We start from the raw sequence: 19,185 nt of genomic DNA on the forward strand, positions 1-19,185 counted from the left end.
GTTGGCCAGCATCGGAATGCAAATGGTCAGGGGCCTGGAGGCGCGCAAGCTGCGCGCGGCCCCGGCAAATCCTGACGAGCGAACGTTCGACCCTCGCGCACGGTGCGCCCGCGCCGGCTCTAATCGGCGTTTTAACCGGTTGCCGAGGAGAGAGCCGTCATGACGGGTCGGCTTTCAAAGAGCGGCGTCAACAGCTCCGGAGGAGACGGCAATGCCCGATCTGCTTTCGTTCTTGAACGCCTTGACGCCATGCTTCGGCGGATCCTGAAGATCGGTCACAGCGTGCCGTTCGCCGCATGTCCCTTGTCGGAACTCGGACTGAGTTCGATGGGCGCCATCACCTTGCAGTATCAGCTTGAGAAGGAATTTGGAGCCGATCTGACGATTGGCGATATCCTCGACGGAAAGAGCATCGACGCTCTGGCCGCGACGGTTCTGTCCCGTCTGCCGAGCGCTGATCAGATTGGCGGACCGACGAATTGCAAGAATGGAGTGCTGATATGAGCCTCAATGACGTGCTGAACGCGGTTTCAAGTCGTGGTCTGACTCTGCGCCTCGATGGCAAGGATCTGCGTCTGGAGGGACCGCAATCGCAGATTGATCCGGCGTTGGTTGCGTCCATTCGAGCGGTAAAGGCGGAGGCCGTTGCCCATCTGGCCGCCCTGCGGCCGGAACGGCCCACCGTGGTTTCGTCGAGGTGGGCATCGACCCCCATGCAACAGAGTTACTTCTACGGCCGCCTCGATCACTTCGCGCTCGGGAATGTAGCTTCCCATGTCTATCATGAAATAGAAGGCAGCTTCGCCGCCGACCGGCTGGAGCGGGCGCTCGCGAAAGTCGTCGAGCGGCACGGCGCGCTTCGGACCATTTTTCACGACGACGTGACGCAGACAGAACTGAACAATCCGCCACCGCCGCGGATCGCGGTTAGTGATCTGCGGAAGGCTCAGGCTGCGCCGGCCGGCGCAGATGCGGCGCGCCTTGCGACGCGCGCCGCAATGTCCCATCAGATACTGCGCGCCGACCAGGCGCCGCTCATCGACGTGCGACTGACGATTCTGTCCGATACGAACATGGTCCTGCATGTCAGCCATGATGGCCTGATCATGGACGGCATCAGTTCGTTTCTGTTCTTTCGTGACTGGTGGCGCTTCTATCAGGAACCGGACCGGCCGGTGGCGCCACTCGAGGTTTCGTTTCGCGACTATGTCGAGGCGTTGGAAACGCGGGTCGGAATGCGAGAGGCAAACCGCGCGCGCACCTATTGGCTGGGTCGTCTTGACCAGATTGCCGCACATCCGCAACTACCGCGCAGGATTGATCCATCGCGGATAAAGTTTCCTGCTTTCGTCCGGCGAACGCTGGAATTTGACGCGCCGCAATGGTCCCGACTGAAAAGCCACTGCATGAGGGTGGGATTGACCCCGACGGCGATGCTGGCGGCGGCCTATGCCGAAATTCTGTCGCTGTGGGGCGCGGCCGATCGTTTCACGCTCAACATGACCGTTGCCAACCGATTGGAGATCCATCCCGATATCAACCAGGTGATCGGTAATTTCACCGATTGTCTTTTGCTCTCGGTGGAAGTCGACGCGCGGGCGAGCTTTAGACAGCAAGCACTGGATCTGCAGGCTGGGCTGCGCGAGGCAATCGACCACCGGCAATTTTCCGGCATCGAGGTGATGCGCGCCCTTGGGCGGCGGCAGGGATCTGCGCAGGCCGTGCCTATGCCCTTTACGTTCAATAGCACGATCGGGGCCGGCGAAGACGGATCTTCGATCGCGCTGTTCGGGCGGGAGACCTTCGCGGTCAGCCAAACACCCCAGGTCTGGTTAAACCTTTTCCTCCTGGAGCGGGACGGCGCGCTTGTGGTCGAGACCGACGCCGTCGATGAGGTGTTCCCGGACGGCCTGATATCGGATCTGGTATCGGCTTATGGACGGTTGCTAACCAGTTTGGCGACCGAGCCGGCAAAATGGGAAGAGCCGTCTCATGGTCTGCTGCCGGTCGATCAAGTGAAGCGGCGCCGCGAGGCAAATCAAACGGAGGCTGCCGTCCCCCCCGGTCAGGCCTATAGCGGGTTTCTCGAACAAGTTGCCCGCGCCCCCGGGGCATTGGCCATTGTAACGGTGGGGCGCCAAATCACTTATGGCGAACTGGCGGCTGCCGCCGCGGCGGTTGCGCGCCGGCTTCGGCGTCAGGGAGTGAAACGCAACGATCTCGTGGGCGTCGTAATGCCCAAGGGGTGGGAAGAGATCGCCGCTATCCTCGGCGTTCTGATGGCGGGCGGCGCTTATCTCCCGGTCGACGCAAATCTGCCGGGCAAGCGGATCGACCAGCTTCTGCATGATGGGCGGGTGCAAGTCTTCGTCACGCGAGGCGATGTGCCGGCTACCACCGGCGCCGGGTTTGCTCGTCTGGTCATTGATGATGGGTTTTTGACATACGATCCGGAGACCGGGAGCCTTGATCACGATCTCCCGGAGGCCGCTCAGACTGATCTCGCTTATGTCATCTACACGTCAGGTTCCACCGGCGCTCCGAAGGGGGTCATGATCAGCCATCACGGCGTGGTCAATTTGGTCGCGGACATCACCCGGCGTTTCGGCGTCGGCCCCGAGGACCGGCTGTTTGCGATCAGCAAGACCGGCTTTGACCTGTCGGTATTCGACATTTTTGGCGCGCTGTGGAACGGGGCCGCGCTGGTCATCCCGGACGGCAATGCCGAGACCGACCCGGCGAAATGGCTCGCGCAGGCAACCAGGTCGGTCGTGACTATTTGGAACTCGGTTCCGGCAGTTGTCGCTGCTCTTGTCGAACAGGCCGCTGCAGCCGGTCAGCCGTTGCCGCCGCAGTTGCGGCTCATCATGATGAGCGGCGATCGAATTCCAGTTTCGCTGCCAAGCCGGCTGATGTCGCTGAAGGCGGACCTGCGGATCGTCGCACTGGGCGGTCCGACCGAGACGACCGTATGGAATATCGTTTACCCGATCGATCGCGTTGATCCGGCCTGGGCCAATATTCCCTATGGCAAACCCACCGCCAACAACCGCTACTACGTTCTCGACGCATTCCTGCGCGAATGCCCTGACCATGTGCCGGGCGAGCTTTACGCGGCGGGAGCCGGACTAGCCGCGGGCTATTGGTGCAATCCGGAGTTGACTTCAGCAAGCTTCGTTCGTCATGCCCAACTCGACGAACGGCTGTACCGCACCGGTGATGTGGGACGCTATCTCTCCGATGGAAATATCGAAATCCTCGGGCGGGCGGACTTCCAGATCAAGCTGAACGGCTACCGGATCGAACCCGGAGAGATCGAGACGCTGTTGAATGGCGATCCGGCTATCGCGGAGTCCGCGGTCGTTCTGCGGACGAGCGAAGAGGGACCGCATCTGGCGGCCTTTGTGGTTTGCGCCGAGAAAGATGCCCTGAATGCCGAATTGGAAGCTCGACTTCGAACGCAACTGGCTGCGGCGCTTCCGGACTACATGGTTCCTCGCCGCTTCGTTTGGCTCGCGCAACTGCCGCTGACGGCCAACGGCAAGGTCGATCGCAGGCGTCTGCAGGACGAAGCGGACGAGGCCCCGCCTCAGGCCGAAACGCCTGTCGAGGCCGCCGAAACCGAACTGGAACAGCGTTTGATGACGATCTGGTCGGACATCCTCAAGACTTCGACGATCAAGGCGGTCAGCAAATTCTACCGGCTCGGCGGAACCTCGCTGCTGGCGGTGCGCCTGCTGGCGCGGGTCCGAAAGGAGTTCAACGTATCGGTGCCGCTGGCAGACCTTCCGCAACATGAAAGCCCCCGTGCGATGGCCAGGCACATCGAACGTCAAATCGCGATGCGTGAGGCTTCGTGACGCCGGGGGCCGGCTATGCGCGGCAGGAAGTCGAGTGAGATGATGAAATCGGTCATGGCTCGCGTTGCGGAAGGAGGGGCGCCTTCGGCTCATGCGATCACCTTTTTTCAGCCCGGTCACCAGCGCCGTATCGCGCTCGAACACCTGGATGAGATGGCCCGTCGGGTTGCGGTCTATCTGGTCAAACTCGGCGTTCGCTCCGGCGACCGGATTGGAATACTCGCCAACAATTGTCTCGAATGGGTGCTGCTGGATCTCGCCGCGCTGAAGATCAAGGCGGTTACCGCGGGCTTTGAGGCCGGCAAGTTTGCGGCGACGCCGGATTTGCTCGATCGCTATGGATTGCGCCTGATCTTTACCGGTCGTCCAACGGACGATCGCAGGATATTGCCGATGAGCGCGGTTCTCGCCGCGACCTCCGACCTGTCGAACGATCGTGAGCTCGCGCCCGTCGTCTATCAGCCAAGCGACGTCACGACGATAAAGTTCACCTCCGGAAGCACCGGTCAGCCCAAGGGGTTGGCGGCCACCGTGGGAAGCATCGATAGTTCGATAACCGCGGTACAGCAGTTGTTCAATCATTCGGCGCCGGACAAACTGTTCGTGTTCCTGCCGCTGTCGCTTCTCCAGCAGCGCTACTGGATCTATTCGGCGCTTGTCTTCGGGCACGATGTCGTCGTGGCCACCTATGAACTGGCTTTCCAGGCCCTCAAGCAGGAAGAGCCGACGGTGGTGATGGGAGTTCCGGCATTCTTCGAAACCCTGCGCAAGGAAATTACGTCGTTGGCCGATGCGAAGCCGCCGGCGATCCACGCGGTCGAGGGCAGGATCGAGGTGCTCCGATCGCAGGCGAGGGAGCTGCTGGGACGCCGGATCCGCTATCTGTGGACCGGGTCGGCGCCGGCAAACCCGGCCATGCTGCAATTTTTCAACACATGCGGAATGCCGATTTTCGAAGGCTACGGCATGAACGAAACCTGCATCGTTACGAAAAACACGCCGGACGCCAACCGGACGGGCAGCGTCGGCCGTCCGCTCCAGGGCAAGAAGGTGTTCCTCGACGACGACGGTGTGATCATGGTTGAAAGCCAGTTCCCGGTTAACACGAGTTACCTGTTTTCCGCGCCGGGCGATTCGGAGCGCATCTTCCGGCCCGGCGGGGTGGTCTGTACCGGCGACATCGGCCGCATCGACGCGGACGGCTACCTTTATGTTCTCGGCCGCGCCGACGACATCATCGTTCTCGCCAACGGACGCAACGTCATGGTCCGCAAGATCGAAGAGCGCTTGAAGTGTTGCGCGGCGATTTCCGACTGCGTTTTAGCGGGCTTCGGTCATGACTACCTTTTGGCCGTGGTCTGCGCGCCTGACGGCGACGCTGCTCGAGACGAGATCAAGGCGCATATTGCCGAAATCAATAAAATACACGGCGCCGACGAAAAGATCGGCCGCTTCATCATAACCGACGAGCCGTTCAGCATAGAAAACGGACTGCTGACCTCTCAGTACAAACCAAGGCGCAAGGTAATCCTCTCGCGCTACCAGCAGCACATCGAGCGCGGCTATGGAGAACTTCAATGAATCCGATCGAAACAGTCGTAGCGCAGGACCTTGTCAGGCTGACCCCGGCGACCGCTCACAGTGCCGATGTCATCGATCTTGATGCCCATCTCTACGACTATTACGGACTGACTTCGCTGAACATGATGCTTCTAATGACCTCGGTTTGCGAAAAGACAAAAACCGCCCTGATACACTTCACCGAAGACGACATCGCCGGCCTTCAAACGCCGCGCGACATTGTGAGCCTGATCAGTAAATTCAGCGAACTGGAGAATCCGCGCGTTGCAGGAAGTGTCGGCACCGGCGCGTGAGACGGCTGCTGGATGATATGACGATGCAAATGACGCCCATTAAATTGAGCGGTGACGCCTTCCAGATCGGCGAGGCGCACGGGCAGGCGTTCGGCGCGCAAATACGGGGATTCCTGGATGACGATCTCTGCCGGCTCAACCGCATTTTCTACCACAGAACCACCCTGGCGGATTTGCGCGAAACGATAAACCGCTATGGAGAGGCGATCGCGCGCGATACCCCGGCATTGTTCGACGAAATTCGCGGTTTGGCCGCAGGCGCTGAAATCGATATCGAGGAGTCGTTGCTGCTTCAGGTGCGGCGGGAGGTGATGGGGTACAACCGGATCCCGACCGGCGGCGACTGCACGACATTGTGTCGCATCCAGCCCAGGCACGCCGTCCTTGCCCAGACCATCGATCTCAACGGCGATCTCGATGATCACATGATGATGTTGGATATCACGCATGCGAGCGGGCGCCGGGTGCTGGTGCTTTCGTTTGCCGGCCTGCTCGGTTATTTGGGAATGAACAGCGATGGTCTTGCGATCGGCCTCAACCTCGTTCTGGGTGGAACCTGGCGCCCTGGTCTGCCGCCCTATCTGGCGATTCGTCATCTGCTCGATAGCTGTTCCGACGTTGAAACATGCATTTACCGTCTTTCGCAATTGCACATTGCGAGTTCGCGCGCTTTGACGATCTGTGATCGGCGCAGCGCGGTTACGGTCGAAATTCTCGACGGCAAAATGGCGGTGATGTCCGGCTCGGAACTGGTGCACACCAATCATTTCCTGACTGAGAATTTTGCGGCCGCCGACGCGGTCAATCCGTTTGCGCGCAACTCTTCTGTTCGCCGGTTGACGGCATGCAGGGAGCGGCTGGAGCAGGTCAGCGTCGCCGCGGCCAGCGCGGACTATATGGAAATTTTCTGTCACGAACCGATTCGTGTTCGCGGCAACGGCGATATCCGGCGAGAGCGAACGGTGGGGACGGTGATCATGTCTCCGGAGGACGGCGTCATGCATGTTCGCCGCGGCGATCCGGCGCTTGCGGCGACGCAGACCTTTCATATGCATGATTAGGACCGGCGTGCGAATTGCCGATCGGGCGCAATGCGGCTGCATGATGCGGTCAGACCGCGCGCAGCAGTGCGCCGAAACGCGCGCCCGAAACGCTGGAACCCATGGCGACGACGTCGTTCTTGTCGAGCGCGCCGGAACCGAGGAGGTCGATGAGATTGATCAGCGGATCGCTGGCAAAGACGTGGCCGATGCGGCCGATATTGTCCATGAACAGTTGATCCCGGCGAAAACCGGCCTGCTGTTCCTTGATCATGACGATCGGCTTGAACAGATTATTATGGGTCAGCCGTTTTATCGCATCGACCGGGACGCCGCTGCGGGACTCAAGATCCGCATTGACCCGCCTTGCCAGCGCGGCGGATATCTCGCCGTTTGGCCGCATCGCCGCGGCGTCAACCGCCGCAGCGGTCGCTATCAGTTCGAACTCGCCGGGAATGTCGCGCACGACCACGCAACTCGCCGCGCCATCACTGAAGATCGCGAAGGGACGCAACCGGGTATCATCCTCCGACGTATCGCAGGCCGTCAGCAGAATGGCGCGATGCTTGCCGCTTACGACGAGCGATTCTGCAAGGCTCAGGCCGGCCGCCAGCGTCGCGCATCGGTTCAGGCTGACGCCGTAGGGAATGGCTTCGCGCAGGTCGAGGCTTTGGAGAAAGCGGCCGACCACATCGGCATGTCCGTCGACATTGCTCGAAAACCGTGTTCCGCAAAGGATGGCTGCATCGACCTTGTGGCGATCCGAGCCCAGCGCGGCCAATGTATGATGCGCCGCTTCGGTCCCGAGTTCCATCGCGCTGCGCCGGGTCAGACGGTAGCGATTCCATCCCCACAGATCGGCGTCGTCGATCATCTGATTTTGCGCGAGAAAGTCCGTAAAGTTCGCGATGTCGGCGATCGGACGCTCGTCCTCGCCGATCACGTAACGGCAACCGTGCAGGTAGACTTTTACAGGAGGCATCGACGTGGCCACGTCCTCTTCGTGCAGGAAACGACAACGGCACCCAACGCGGAGAAGACGCGGCGCCGAATGAAACAATGACATGGGTGCAACGACATGCAACTTCAAGCAGTTGAGCTTGTTATCGTCAACCAGCATCTCTCATGGAGATTGCGCAATGATCCAGAGCGCCACGCAAATCGTCGAGCCTGATCTGTTCCACGGCAGCACGATCGACACATTCCGCTTCAGTCCACTGGCGGGCACTGCCGCCGCCAAGATTCTTGCGAGAGACCCGGTGGAGATATTTTCCGAACTGATGCGCGACCAGGAGAGCGAGGGCGCATTGCTGGCGTGCAAGCACGTTCTTGATGCGACCCTGCCAGCCAGGAACTCAACCGAAGTTCCTTTCGATGCGCTGGTCAATGGAAGGATCGATCAGCGGAGATTGGACCAATGGATCGATGCCCAGCGATCGGCGGCTGCCGCGCGTCTGCATCAGGCTTTGTCGTCAGGGAACGAGGCGCGGAACTTGATATTTCGCGAACGTGCCGGCATTGCGATGCTGGCGGGGTGCTGGCTCGACATGATCTCACAGCCGGCGACCCAACCGGCAACTGTCGTCAATTTGCTGTTTGGTCATTATTGGCGGCTGCAGGGCGAAGGAAATCCGGCGCGTTCCATCGCAACCGTGCGCAATCGGCTGTTCGAACAGGCCGGCGTCTTTCTGCCGCCGGTGGGCGATCCGGATTTTACGCGCCAGTCCGGCATCGGTGCCACGACGGCTCTCTATTCCGCATTCCTGTTATCTCTCTCGCGTTACCCCGTGAACTATCTGCCTGAGGTGGTTGGGATTCACTATGCTTATCACGCAATGGGGATCGACGACCTGCTGCTCGGAACGGCTCCGGTCATTACCGGGCCCGAGGTGAAAGTGGTTCTCTCACACTATCTCGACTTGCTCGATGCGAAAGCGTCAGAAAAGCTGATCTGGCGCCTTGCGCGGTCGATAGCGCTCGCCGTGGAGCTCGAGGTTCAGCATGTCTGCATGCTGGTCGAAATCGCCGAACGAAGTGCCAGCCAAACCCTCGACGGCAAAGTCGCCGACATCATCAAGCGCCATGCGCAGTTCGCCGGCAAACAGCATCGCCGGGTCCGGATCGGGGATCTACCGCTTGCCGAGCGGTTCGCCGACCCGGACCTGGACATTCCGGCGTTCTTGAAGGACTTCAAGCGATCACGGTACGTTCGACCGAACAGGTCGGGAGGATATCGGTTCACCGACGCATTGAAGATCGGGGGACCCATGTTCGGTATCTTTACCGAGCAGGAGGCGTGTACCTTGAAGGATTGGATCGAGCATATCCCGGATACTGTCGACCAGCCGATCGTCATCACGTCTGCGCGTCCCACCGAGCAAGCGTCCATCAAATGGCTCGAGAACATTCGCCGGTGCAAACCGGCTGGAGTGGTATTTGAAGTTGCTGCTGACGTCGACGATCGGACGCTGCTGCATCGCTTGGTGAATATCGAGAACTTCCCGCATGTTCTCGCGATCGCCGGAGCACGGGCGGAGGCGGGGTTGGCTGCGGCCCGAACCTTGTTCGATACGGGTGCCGGTGGAAAATATACCGACGCCAGCTTTTTTCCTTACACGCCGGATGCACTGATGGAGCGGGTGACGTCGGTATATTGGACCAAGCTGGTCGATCCCTACGCCCCCCTGGAGCAGATTCCGCCGCGCGATGACGTCATCTTCGGTCAGAAAACCTTTGCCTTGGGCAGCCTGATCGATGGGTCCTGGGTGTTCCGGATTGGAAATGCAGGCCGCTACAACCATACCAGCGATGGAATGCTGTTCGCTATTTATGCCGACGAAATGGGCATGGGCGATATCCGGAAGAACCATATCACGCTTATTCATCGCGTGTTGGGCAGCATGGATATCAACCTGCCGCACATCCGCGATGAGGCCTTTGTCGATCAAGACGAGATCCCCGATGCCTTCTATGCGTTTCCCATCAACCAGCTATGCCTGGGGCTTTTTGCCGACCGGTTCTACCCCGAGATCGTCGGATACAATCTCGGAATCGAGATGTTCGGACTGGGCGAACTCAGACTTCATGAGATGCAAAAACTGCGGCACTGGGGGTTTGATCCGATTTACGAGGAGGCGCATCTATCGATCGACAATGTATCCGCCGGTCATGCCAGGCAGGCCGCCACGATCATCCAGTCCTATCTCGGCCGAGTCGACCGGCAGTTCGGTCCCGCCGGTGTCGATGCGCAATGGCGGCGTATCTGGAACGGTTATGCGCTGTTTGCTTACTTTGCCGAGGGCTGTCAGGCCGGGGAAGTTTGCACAACCGTGCCTGCGGATGCGCCTGACCATCACGCCGGGCTTTTGATCTGATGAGACGGATGCAAAGGCGTCCGGCGCAGCGGGCAGGTGCCCTGGACCGGCTCAACCGGCGACGGCGAATCTCGGGATCCGCGCATTCGCAGAAGGCCAGTACTGGACGACCGCAGCGTGGCGGCTCGGGTCGAGGCCGCCGGCAATCAATTCGTGAACGATGACGGCCGCAATTGAGTTGGCGAGGGTCTCGCCGGGGCATTTGTGCGATCCCGCCCCGAAGGTAAAAGTACGAGCGGTATTTCGGCCGGGCATAAGCCGGTGCGGGGACGGGTTGGCTTGCGGATCGCGATTGGCGGCGGCAAGCACCACCAATATGGCGTCGCCTTCCGCTATCGTATCGCCGGCGACACGGCAGGTTTCCACCGCGAAGCGGCGCGTATTCTGGATCGGAGAATCATGGCGGACCACCTCCGACACGATCGTGTCGATCGCATCATGGTTGTACTGCGCCAGCGCCAACAAATCCGGGTTTCGTCCCAACGCGACCAATGTATTGCCGATCAACCCGGCCGTGGCCTCGCAGGTCTGAGACATCAACCCGATCGCGTTCGCCGCCACCGCCGCAGAATCGATGTCGGCGTGCTCACGGGCTCTGCGCAGGAGATCGGAGAACAGGCCGCCGGCACGGCCGGCGGGTTGTTCGAAAATGCCGAGCAGTTGCGCTGCTCCCCGGTCGGCGGCGGCGATGGCCTCGGGGGTCGCGTGAGCGGGGAGGCATTTGACGAAATCGTTGACTGCTTCAACGATTGTTTGCAGTTCCGGATCTGCCGCCCCAAGCAGCCGGGCGACCACTGCCACGGGCAGCGTGAAGAGGACGGTGTCAAGATTACACCCTCCGATGTCCGCGCCGATGCTGCGCGTGAAGAGCCGGACGGCCTCCGAAACCATCCGATGCCGATCAACGCCGTCGATGGCGGCGGTGATGTCCGGCTTCAACGCCTGGTGCGGCGGGCCGTCGTTCATCCGCACCAGATGGCCGAAGATCGTCCCGGCCGCCGTGCCGACAATGGCCGGCGGAACCGGCGCGCCGGGCGGTCGGACCCGCAATCTCCGGTCGGTGAGGATTGCATCAACGACGGCCGCACCGCTCGCGATCCACAGACCGAGCGCATTGTCGCGATAGAACGGCCGTGTTGCGACCAGGTCGGCATAATAAGGATAAGGATCCTGGTGGGTGACCGCCGCTATCGGATTTTGCGGGTCCATGCTGCGTCTCCGATCGGTCAGGCCAATACTGTCGTCGATGCGCGACCGTCGCCCGCCAGTTGCCGGCGGATCGCGGTGCCGACGAAGCGCACGACATCGATCTGAGCGTCGGCGATGAAAAAATGACCGCCCTTGAAGCGCTGGCGCGAAATCTCGTGCACGGTTTCGTTCTGCCATGCCGCCAGCATATGCTCGGGCACATGACTGTCGCGATCGCCGGTCAGCAGCGTGATCGGCACGTTGAGCGGGTCGCGCCGGTCGTAGACGTAATGGGCGATCATGGTGAAGTCTGCTTGCAGGATCGGCAGGAACACCGCCTGCAGATCGCGGTCCTGCACAATTTCGTCCGGCAGGCCGCCATACTCCTGCACCAGTTCGAGGAACGGCCGTTCGCTCTGCGCGGCGATGTCTCGTATTCGCGGCGAAGGCTGATGACAAGGCGCGCGGCAGCCGGACGCGAAAAAGTGACGGCCCGGGAGGCATCTCAGTTCGCGCAGCACTTCAAATGCCACCACCGCGCCCATGCTATGGCCAAAGAAGAACGCGGGCCGCTCGAGCAGCGGCGTGATGGCGTCGACGATCTCGCGGACGAGGCGCCGGATGTCGGTTTCCGGCCGCCCGCCGAAGCGCTGGCCGTGGCCGGGCATCTCCAGTGCATGGACCTTGACGTCGGCACCGAGCCCGGTTTGCCACCCGGCGAACGCCGATGCGCCGCTTCCCGCATAGGGAAAGCAGAACAAATCTGCTTTGGCGGCAGGCACAGGTCGGCTCAGAAACCAGCGGGTTGGCGGCTTACTCATCAGCATGGGCTGGCGACCGCTTGCGCAAATGGCTGGCAATGATGTTGTATTGGATCTCGGAGGTTCCCTCGTAAATGCGTAGCGAGCGAATTTGCCGATAGAGCCGCTCCGGTAGCGATCCATGCACCATTCCGGATGCGCCGAAAAGCTGTACCACGTCGTCGATAATGCGTTGCGACGCTTCGGTTGCGAACAGTTTGGCGATGCTTGAATGTTTTGCATAACCGCGATCATGGTCGCGCAGCCAGGCCGCCTGCGCCACCAGCAGCGCCGCCGCCGTCGATGCGATTTCGGCATCCACCAATGTGTCCTTGGCAAATTCCGTATCGAACAGCGTGCCATTGCCCACTTTGCGCGATTGAGATCGCGCAATGGCTGCGCGTTGAGCCCGGCGGGCGAAACCGATCGCGGCCGACCCGACCGTCATGCGGTAGCTTTCGAGCACGTCCATTGCGATCGCAAATCCCATGCCGGGCTTGCCGATGATGCGGTCCGCCGACACGACGCAGTCGCGAAATGCAAGCGATGCGAAGGCGCGCGGCGCCATGAAGTCGATCGTTTCGGCGGTGAGGCCGGCCGTATCCGCGGGTACCAGCATCATGCTGAGGCCTAGCGCGCCGGGGCCTTCGCCGGTGCGGACCAGAACGGAATGGAAGTCGGCGATGTCGCCGTTCGAGATCCAGGTCTTGTTGCCATTGAGTACGTAAATGTCGTCCCTGCGCTCCGCCCGCAGCGCGATGCCGGCGACGTTGGAGCCGACCTCGGGTTCCGAAATGGCAAGCGAGCCGATCAGGCGGCCGGCGATAATGTCCGGCAGCCAGCGCTCACGTTGCGCCGGCGTTCCGTGGCGGATCAGCGGCGTCGCCGCCAAGGCTTGAATGGAAAACGCGAAGTCGCAGAGATCGTGAATGAACGCGAACCCCTCCCGGATCAGCGCGATGGAGCGGAAATCCGGCGGACCCGTTTGCGTGCCGGCAGCGAATTCGAACCATTTTTCATCGCCCAGAATGCGGGTCATCCGCCGGCCGAATTCCGAGGCGTGCAGATGGTCCAGTTCGGCAAGGCATGGCGAGATGCGATCGGCCCACTGCTCGACGCCGGCGGCCAACCGGCGATGGCGCTCGTCATACAAGGGCAATCCAAGTATTCCGGCATCGTAAATATCCATGGCGGTGAACCCGGATCGCGTGCGTGCTCAAAACAGCAAGGTCGGTCTTGACTATAATCTCGGGAGGCAGCGCTGGAAACAGGCCGGCCGGGCATGGCCGGCTCGAGGGTAACGCGGAAGCGATGCGCAGATCGATCGCCCACAGCACGCGGCAACGGCGGAAGTGCCGATTCGACGGGAGGAATTGCGTATTCGAAGATACGTAACAATGGTCGCAGGCCGCTTCCCGACGCCCTGCCGGCCGGCGTCAAGTCCGACTGTTTGCCATATCTGAAAATTGTCCCCGCCGTCACATTTCGTGCAACGATCGTGATATCTTCGGCGACCGGCTGGAGTGATCCACGTTATGGAGATAACACGCGACGTCGCGCGCGCGAGCTTGCAGCGCGAGGTGCTGATCGCGCTAGGGCTATCGATCGGGGCGGCGGTCGCGCTTGGCTTTTCCCGCTTCGCTTACGCGCTGCTGCTGCCGCCGATGCGTGAAACCCTCGGCCTGAGCTATGTCGAGGCAGGCGCGCTTAATACCGCCAATGCCGTCGGTTACATCTTTGGCTCGCTCGCGGCCGCCCTGTCGGCGCGGCGCTGGGGCGCCAAGCGCCCGTTTCAACTGGGTTTTTTGGTGAGCGCGCTCGTTCTCGCGCTCTCTGCAGCGACCTCCGATTTTACGATGTTGTTTCTGTTGAGAACGATCGGGGGCATATCGACTGCCTTCGCCTTCATTCTCGGAGCAGCCCTAGCCGGTGCGATTTGTCCCGGCAGCAGCGCCGAGCGCAAAGGATTTCTGGTGGGCCTCTATGTCGCCGGCAGCAGTCTCGGCATCGTGGTGTCGGGCATCGCCGTTCCATTCGCGTTGCAAGAGGGACCCCAGGGCTGGCGTGAGGGATGGATGATCCTTGGATGTCTCGCCTTGCTCGGTGCACTCCCCGCCGCGATGGCGGCGCGATCGGTGCCCGCGCCGGCCACGGGTGTCTCGGCGATGCTGCGGCTTGCGGATTTTCGCCGATTGACGCCGGCCATTCTCGGCTATGGGCTGTTCGGCGCCGGCTATGTTGGCTGGATGACCTTCATCATCGCGCTGTTGCGTGATCAAGGCGGCAGCAGCGGACAGACCGCCGGATTCTGGATTCTGCTCGGCCTTACGTCGACGATCTCGACATTGCTGTGGGGCCGGGTGCTCGCGCAACTGCCAGGCGGACGCGGACCCGCCTTGATCTTCTTCATTACCATGCTGGGCACCTTGCCGGTCCTGATTCAACCGGGCCTTTTTTCGGCATTTCTGTCCGCGGTCGTGTTCGGGAGCAGTTTCATGGCAGGGCCGGCCGCCGTCACCATCCTGGCTCAGCGTCAGCTTCCCGCATCGGCTCTGACTGCCGCGGTCGCCTTGTTGACTGTCGCGTTCGCGCTCGGGCAATCGATCGGACCAATCCTGGCCGGAATGATCACCGACGTGACCGGCCAGGTTGCCGCGGGACTATGGGCATCGCCGGCGTTGCTTGGCCTTGCCGCGATCGCCTCGCTGTTCCAGCGCCGGGCGGACTGAAACAAGCAATCCGGACGTGCCTGGTCTATCGGCCCTCAAACACCGGCGGCCGTTTGGCAAGAAACGCCGCGCAGCCTTCGTGCGCGTCGGCGCTGTCGAACAGCAGGCTGACCATGGCCTGCTCGTGCGCCAACGCGGCGGGCAACGGCATATCGGCGCCGTTCATCAGCGTGCGCTTGAGAAGCCTGAGCGTGAGTGGCGATTTCTTGGCGATGCGTTGCGCCAGGCCCATTGTTTCCGCCAGCAACTGCTCTTTCGGCACGACCCGGTTGACGAGGCCGAGGTCGAGGGCCGCCGCGGCCGAAATGCTGTCGCCGGTAAACATCATTTCGCGGGCTCTGCACGGGGCAATCTGGCGGATCAGGCGCTGGCTGCCGCCTCCACCTGGAAACAGACCGAGCGAAATCTCGGGCAGCCCTAATTTGGCGTGATCGGCGGCAATCCTGATATCGGTGGCCAACAGCAGTTCCAGTCCGCCACCCACCGCCAGGCCGTTGATGGCGGTGATGGTCGGCTTTTCACAATGCTCGCAGCGGCGAAACAGGCTATGCACCCGCTCGGCAAAATCCAGATAATGCGCCAGGCCTTTGCGCGCGTTGAGATCTGCGATGTCGGCGCCGGCCGCAAAGGCGCGCTCGCCGGCGCCGGTCACGACGATGACGCGCGCCTCGGCATTGGTTTCGAGATCAGCAAAAGCGCCTCCCAGCGCCTCCAGCATCGGCAGGTCGAACATGTTGAGCGCATCGGGCCGATTAATCGTGATGATGCCGATCGCTCCCTCCATTCGGGTGATCATGAGCTTATCGGACATGGTAATTCCTCCGGATTTCTACGCGTTAAGCGGCCAGCCAGTTTGCCAAAGCCGTATTGACCAGCGCGGGTTGCTCCAGTGTCGATAGATGGCCGCATGTCGGTATCAAGGTGAACTGAGCCGCGGTTATTTCAGCAGCAATCTCTTCGGCCAAATCGGGCGGCGTCAGCAGATCCGAATCGCCCACCAGAACCAGAGTGGGGCAATGGATGGCAGCGAACGTCGATCTTGAGTCCGGTCTGGTGACGATGGCCTTGTGTTGACGCACATAGGCAGCCGGTCCGATGTCTTTCGACATGGCATCGCAGATCGCGCGCAACGCCATGTCGTCGTATCGGCTTTCGTGAACGATGACTGGAAAGACATTGTCGTTGAGCTCGGACAGACGGCCTTGCTCGGCCATGGCGATGCATTCGAGGCGCGACTTGGTTTGTTCGGGGGTATCGGACCGCGCCGAGGTGTCGAGCAGCGCCAGGCGGTCGACCCGCTCGGCCGCCTGGCGCATGATTTCAAAGGCGATGTATCCGCCCATGGAATGTCCGATCAGTGCAAATCGCGGCGGCGCGTCGGCAAGTATGCGTGTTGCGATCGCTGCGATCGTGTCATCCCGGGTATGGTCCGGAACCATGACCGAACCAAATCTCCATAGGTATGGAATCTGTTCGGCATAAAGCCGTGCCGATGCATTCAATCCCGGAAGCAGGAGAATCGGCGCCGACTTCGACATCATATGCTCCCGTCAAGGTGAGGCCGACAATGCAGCGTCGAAGCCCGCGCTGCCGTTCCCGGGAATCGCGCCGTGCCGAGTTGTCGTTCAAACCGTCACTTCTATGGCAGTCCGAACGGAATTTGCCAGAAAGCATTGTTCGTGCGCCTGATGGTGCAGACTTTCATGGGTTGAGCGATCGGGAGCTTTGCCCGAATAGGTCACTTTCGGCTTGAGGAGGACTTTGCCGACGCTGAGCCGGCCGCGTTCATCTTCCTCCATCGCGCCCTCGGCATCGTCGTCGTAGCTGTCCACGACAAACCCATGCGTTGCCGCAAGATACAGGAAGGTCAGCATATGGCAGCTCGACAGGGCCGCAACATAGGCTTCTTCAGGATCGACATTCTCGGCCGACGAATAAGGCAGCGGCACAATATGCGGGGACGAAGATGCGGCGACCTGTGCGCCTCCATCGAACCTCCAAAAATGCGCCCGGCTGTACCGGTTGTCGATAAACGGATCGCTTGCGGCACGCCTCCACAACACGGTTGCGCCGAAATGGATCATCGTCTGCTCCTATGGTTCGTGAACCTCAGGATGAAAATAGGCCTTCGAATGTCAGATACAGCCCCAGCAGGAGCAGCCCGATTAAAAATACGCGGCGGAATGTCTCGACGCTCATCCGCTCGCGGAGATGCTGGCCCGCAAACATTCCCAGCAGCGCCGGCACCAGCGCCAGCAAGGACAGGCCGAGAAGCGACGTCGACGCCTCAAACACGCCCTGCAGCAGCAATCCAGCGGCCAAAGCCATGGTCGAGATCGTGAACGACAGGCCGAGCGCCTGAATCAAATCGTTCTTTTCGAGTTGAAGCGCCTGCAAATAAGGTACTGCGGGGATGACGAAGACACCGGTGGCTCCGGTGATCAGGCCGGTCACCACGCCGACCAGGGGCGAGAGCCAGGGCTCCTGCGCCGGGCGAACTTCGAATCTTTTTGAAAGCAGGCCCAGGGCTGCATAAAGTACAAGCGCGACGCCAAGCGCGGCAAGCGCCGCTGTCGAATGCGCGCCTGCAATCAATCCCGCGCCACTGACGGTGCCGATAAAGATACCGATCATCATCGTCGAAAGCCGCTTGCACAAACCAAAGAACGACGGGCCGGCCAGCAACTGCCAGACGTTGGTCGCGAACGAAGGAATGAGGAGGATCGCTGCGGCGTCGGCCGGCGGCATCGTCGTTGCCAATAGGCCCATGGCCACCGTCGGCAGTCCCATTCCCACCACGCCCTTGACGGCTCCTGCCAGCAGGAAAACAGCGAGGATGACGATCAGCATCGCCTCAAAACCGTTTAGTGCGCGTCGCGCAGTGCAATTCGGCTACGGCCTCAGTCATGCAGCATCATATCCTTGATGGCCGCCTCGACCTCCGTTTGCGCGCCGAGCGGATCCTCCGTGACGATTGATGGAGCTGTGGCCGGGCAGTATCCGGGACCGGAACCCGCGACACGCAGGATGCCGATGGCGACGACGCCCGCCAGTATCACCGCCGTCGCTTCCAGGATGGCGGTCGATGTTTGGCGCGGTTTTTTAACGAAGGTGATCACGTGTCGCTCACAGCAGCAGGCATGGCGGATAGCTTGACGGAGCCGATCGTCCCTCACAATATGGAAGTTCCGTCTTCAGCCTTCGTCAAAGACGATGGCAGAGCAGTGGCTGATCCCGAATGCGCTTTGACCTGGTGGATTTGCGGCTTTTCCTGCTTGTTGCCGAGACCGGCAGCATCACGTTCGGGGCGGAACGGGCCGGGCTGGCGCTTGCCTCGGCAAGCGCGCGGATCAAAGGAATGGAAGGGAGACTGGGCGTCCCGCTGCTTGAACGGCGAAGAAGGGGCGTGGTCCTGACCTCCACCGGACGCGCGCTTGTTCACCACGCCCAGGCCGTGCAGAATCAGGTTGACCGGATGATGGGAGAACTCGGTCAATATGCGAAGGGTCTTCGCGCGCATATTCGGCTGTTGTCGAATACCGCCGCGGCCGCCGAGTTTCTGCCGGATATTCTGGCATCTTTTCTAAGCAAGCACAGCAATATCGACGTCGATCTCGAAGAACGGCCAAGTCACGCCATCGTGGAATCGATTGCAAGCGGAGCAGCCGATCTGGGGATTGCGGCCGCCTGGGCCGGCCTGCGCCATTTGCAGCAGCGTCCCTTCCGCACCGACCGTCTGGTCATCGTCGCACCCCGGGAGCGACGGCTCTCAATTCAGAATCGCCCGGTCATGTTCGAAGCAGTTGCAGGCCAGCCCTTCGTCGGCCTTGGCCCCGGCAACCCGTTGCAGGAGCATATCGTGCGGCAGGCGGCGCGCCTCGGATATCATCTCGGCTTTCGCGTCCGGCTCGCAACCCTTGACGCAGTTTGCGAATTCGTCTCTCGCGGGATCGGCATAGCTGTTGTTCCGGAAGCCGCTGCGCGTCGATGCCGGCAAGCCAATTTACTCCGCACCGTGATGCTCAAGGACGAATGGGCGACACGCCGATTGATGCTTTGCGCGCGCGTGTTCGAAGACCTGTCGCCCCACGCCAGGCTTCTCGCTGACATGCTCGCCCCATCCGATCCCCTGCCGTGAGGACGCGGTAAAGGCATCGTCGATGCTGTTGAAGTTCTCCCGGTCTCGCAATAAAGATCGAGAGAAGCACTCAATCGCTGGCGATCGACGGTCCCGGATCGATCGCCGCCGGCGAGGTTTGGGCGAGGTTGTTTGCGGGTTGCTATGCGCCGACGTTGGCGGTTTGGGCAGCGCCGGCGGGG

At 61.2% G+C, this 19,185-nt stretch carries 17 protein-coding genes and 1 pseudogene; 9 read left to right on the plus strand and 9 right to left on the minus strand.

Translation table 11 applies throughout. The features are described from left to right. Nucleotides 1–159 precede the first annotated feature (159 nt). Genes ACFE72_RS19870 through ACFE72_RS19890 form a run of 5 tightly spaced genes read left to right on the plus strand, consistent with a single transcriptional unit; the run spans nucleotide 160 to nucleotide 6,795 of the window. Nucleotides 160–504: an acyl carrier protein gene (locus ACFE72_RS19870; RefSeq protein ID WP_375414833.1), complete on the plus strand. Its 345-nt coding sequence runs from the start codon at nucleotides 160–162 to the stop codon at nucleotides 502–504. Nucleotides 505–515: 11 nt separating this feature from the next. Then, nucleotides 516–3,860 (plus strand): amino acid adenylation domain-containing protein, encoded by a 3,345-nt coding sequence (locus tag ACFE72_RS19875; protein ID WP_375414834.1) that lies wholly within the window; start codon nucleotides 516–518, stop codon nucleotides 3,858–3,860. A gap of 54 nt (nucleotides 3,861–3,914) precedes the next feature. Then, nucleotides 3,915–5,441 (plus strand): AMP-binding protein, encoded by a 1,527-nt coding sequence (locus ACFE72_RS19880; RefSeq protein ID WP_375414835.1) that lies wholly within the window; start codon nucleotides 3,915–3,917, stop codon nucleotides 5,439–5,441. Continuing rightward, nucleotides 5,438–5,734 carry a phosphopantetheine-binding protein gene (locus ACFE72_RS19885; RefSeq protein WP_375414836.1) on the plus strand — a complete coding sequence of 99 codons (297 nt, stop codon included), beginning with the start codon at nucleotides 5,438–5,440 and terminating at the stop codon, nucleotides 5,732–5,734. The genes ACFE72_RS19880 and ACFE72_RS19885 overlap by 4 nt, the downstream gene beginning before the upstream one ends. A gap of 29 nt (nucleotides 5,735–5,763) precedes the next feature. After that, the gene (locus ACFE72_RS19890; RefSeq protein ID WP_375414837.1) at nucleotides 5,764–6,795 is read left to right on the plus strand and encodes a C45 family autoproteolytic acyltransferase/hydolase; all 1,032 of its coding nucleotides are present in this window, start codon (nucleotides 5,764–5,766) and stop codon (nucleotides 6,793–6,795) included. A 49-nt stretch (nucleotides 6,796–6,844) separates the two neighbouring features. Here ACFE72_RS19890 and ACFE72_RS19895 read toward each other — a convergent pair whose 3' ends face one another. Next, complete coding sequence (locus ACFE72_RS19895; protein WP_375414838.1) at nucleotides 6,845–7,768, minus strand: hypothetical protein; 924 nt, start codon at nucleotides 7,766–7,768, stop codon at nucleotides 6,845–6,847. Nucleotides 7,769–8,471: 703 nt separating this feature from the next. Here ACFE72_RS19895 and ACFE72_RS19900 point away from each other — a divergent pair. Next, nucleotides 8,472–10,148, plus strand: coding sequence for an iron-containing redox enzyme family protein (locus ACFE72_RS19900; protein ID WP_375414839.1), 1,677 nt, complete (start codon nucleotides 8,472–8,474; stop codon nucleotides 10,146–10,148). Between the two features lie 51 nt (nucleotides 10,149–10,199). On the opposite strand, the gene ACFE72_RS19905 is transcribed toward ACFE72_RS19900, so the two are convergent. The 3 genes from ACFE72_RS19905 to ACFE72_RS19915 all read right to left on the minus strand — a co-directional run bounded on the left by ACFE72_RS19905 (nucleotide 10,200) and on the right by ACFE72_RS19915 (nucleotide 13,325). Further along, nucleotides 10,200–11,198: a cytochrome P450 gene (locus tag ACFE72_RS19905; protein WP_375414840.1), complete on the minus strand. Its 999-nt coding sequence runs from the start codon at nucleotides 11,196–11,198 to the stop codon at nucleotides 10,200–10,202. Nucleotides 11,199–11,374: 176 nt separating this feature from the next. Next, nucleotides 11,375–12,118, minus strand: coding sequence for a thioesterase II family protein (locus tag ACFE72_RS19910; protein WP_375414841.1), 744 nt, complete (start codon nucleotides 12,116–12,118; stop codon nucleotides 11,375–11,377). Between the two features lie 31 nt (nucleotides 12,119–12,149). Continuing rightward, a complete protein-coding gene (locus ACFE72_RS19915; protein ID WP_375414842.1) occupies nucleotides 12,150–13,325 on the minus strand; it encodes an acyl-CoA dehydrogenase family protein in 1,176 nt (391 codons plus the stop codon). Nucleotides 13,326–13,671: 346 nt separating this feature from the next. Between ACFE72_RS19915 and ACFE72_RS19920 the strand changes: the two genes are divergently transcribed. Continuing rightward, nucleotides 13,672–14,865 carry a YbfB/YjiJ family MFS transporter gene (locus ACFE72_RS19920; protein WP_375414843.1) on the plus strand — a complete coding sequence of 398 codons (1,194 nt, stop codon included), beginning with the start codon at nucleotides 13,672–13,674 and terminating at the stop codon, nucleotides 14,863–14,865. Nucleotides 14,866–14,890: 25 nt separating this feature from the next. On the opposite strand, the gene ACFE72_RS19925 is transcribed toward ACFE72_RS19920, so the two are convergent. The 5 genes from ACFE72_RS19925 to ACFE72_RS19945 form a co-directional block, all read right to left on the minus strand. Continuing rightward, on the minus strand, nucleotides 14,891–15,676 hold the full coding sequence (locus ACFE72_RS19925) for an enoyl-CoA hydratase/isomerase family protein (protein WP_375414844.1): 786 nt from the start codon (nucleotides 15,674–15,676) through the stop codon (nucleotides 14,891–14,893). 25 nt (nucleotides 15,677–15,701) lie between these two features. Then, the gene (locus tag ACFE72_RS19930; RefSeq protein ID WP_375414845.1) at nucleotides 15,702–16,403 is read right to left on the minus strand and encodes an alpha/beta fold hydrolase; all 702 of its coding nucleotides are present in this window, start codon (nucleotides 16,401–16,403) and stop codon (nucleotides 15,702–15,704) included. An 87-nt stretch (nucleotides 16,404–16,490) separates the two neighbouring features. Continuing rightward, nucleotides 16,491–16,949 carry an OsmC family protein gene (locus ACFE72_RS19935; protein ID WP_375414846.1) on the minus strand — a complete coding sequence of 153 codons (459 nt, stop codon included), beginning with the start codon at nucleotides 16,947–16,949 and terminating at the stop codon, nucleotides 16,491–16,493. 25 nt (nucleotides 16,950–16,974) lie between these two features. Next, complete coding sequence (locus ACFE72_RS19940; protein WP_375414847.1) at nucleotides 16,975–17,715, minus strand: sulfite exporter TauE/SafE family protein; 741 nt, start codon at nucleotides 17,713–17,715, stop codon at nucleotides 16,975–16,977. Nucleotides 17,716–17,765: 50 nt separating this feature from the next. Then, nucleotides 17,766–17,984, minus strand: a complete 219-nt coding sequence (locus ACFE72_RS19945) for a hypothetical protein (protein ID WP_375414848.1) — start codon at nucleotides 17,982–17,984, stop codon at nucleotides 17,766–17,768. A 119-nt stretch (nucleotides 17,985–18,103) separates the two neighbouring features. On the opposite strand from ACFE72_RS19945, the pseudogene ACFE72_RS19950 reads away from it, so the two are divergent. Together ACFE72_RS19950 and ACFE72_RS19955 are read left to right on the plus strand one after the other, a co-directional pair. Next, a pseudogene (locus ACFE72_RS19950) lies at nucleotides 18,104–18,235 on the plus strand (LysR family transcriptional regulator); the annotation flags it as partial. A gap of 159 nt (nucleotides 18,236–18,394) precedes the next feature. Beyond that, nucleotides 18,395–19,003 carry a LysR substrate-binding domain-containing protein gene (locus tag ACFE72_RS19955; RefSeq protein ID WP_375414850.1) on the plus strand — a complete coding sequence of 203 codons (609 nt, stop codon included), beginning with the start codon at nucleotides 18,395–18,397 and terminating at the stop codon, nucleotides 19,001–19,003. The last annotated feature ends 182 nt before the right edge of the window (nucleotides 19,004–19,185 follow it).

The sequence above is a fragment of the uncultured Bradyrhizobium sp. genome (assembly GCF_964252615.1).
Lineage (GTDB): Bacteria > Pseudomonadota > Alphaproteobacteria > Rhizobiales > Xanthobacteraceae > Bradyrhizobium.

Coding starts and splice junctions, on each gene's coding strand:
- ACFE72_RS19880 (WP_375414835.1), top strand. CDS start 3,915: ATGGCTCGCGTTGCGGAAGGAGGGGCGCCTTCGGCTCATGCGATCACC.
- ACFE72_RS19935 (WP_375414846.1), bottom strand. CDS start 16,949: ATGATCCATTTCGGCGCAACCGTGTTGTGGAGGCGTGCCGCAAGCGAT.
- ACFE72_RS19920 (WP_375414843.1), top strand. CDS start 13,672: ATGGAGATAACACGCGACGTCGCGCGCGCGAGCTTGCAGCGCGAGGTG.
- ACFE72_RS19870 (WP_375414833.1), top strand. CDS start 160: ATGACGGGTCGGCTTTCAAAGAGCGGCGTCAACAGCTCCGGAGGAGAC.
- ACFE72_RS19890 (WP_375414837.1), top strand. CDS start 5,764: ATGACGCCCATTAAATTGAGCGGTGACGCCTTCCAGATCGGCGAGGCG.
- ACFE72_RS19915 (WP_375414842.1), bottom strand. CDS start 13,325: ATGGATATTTACGATGCCGGAATACTTGGATTGCCCTTGTATGACGAG.
- ACFE72_RS19930 (WP_375414845.1), bottom strand. CDS start 16,403: ATGTCGAAGTCGGCGCCGATTCTCCTGCTTCCGGGATTGAATGCATCG.
- ACFE72_RS19940 (WP_375414847.1), bottom strand. CDS start 17,715: ATGCTGATCGTCATCCTCGCTGTTTTCCTGCTGGCAGGAGCCGTCAAG.
- ACFE72_RS19885 (WP_375414836.1), top strand. CDS start 5,438: ATGAATCCGATCGAAACAGTCGTAGCGCAGGACCTTGTCAGGCTGACC.
- ACFE72_RS19925 (WP_375414844.1), bottom strand. CDS start 15,676: ATGTCCGATAAGCTCATGATCACCCGAATGGAGGGAGCGATCGGCATC.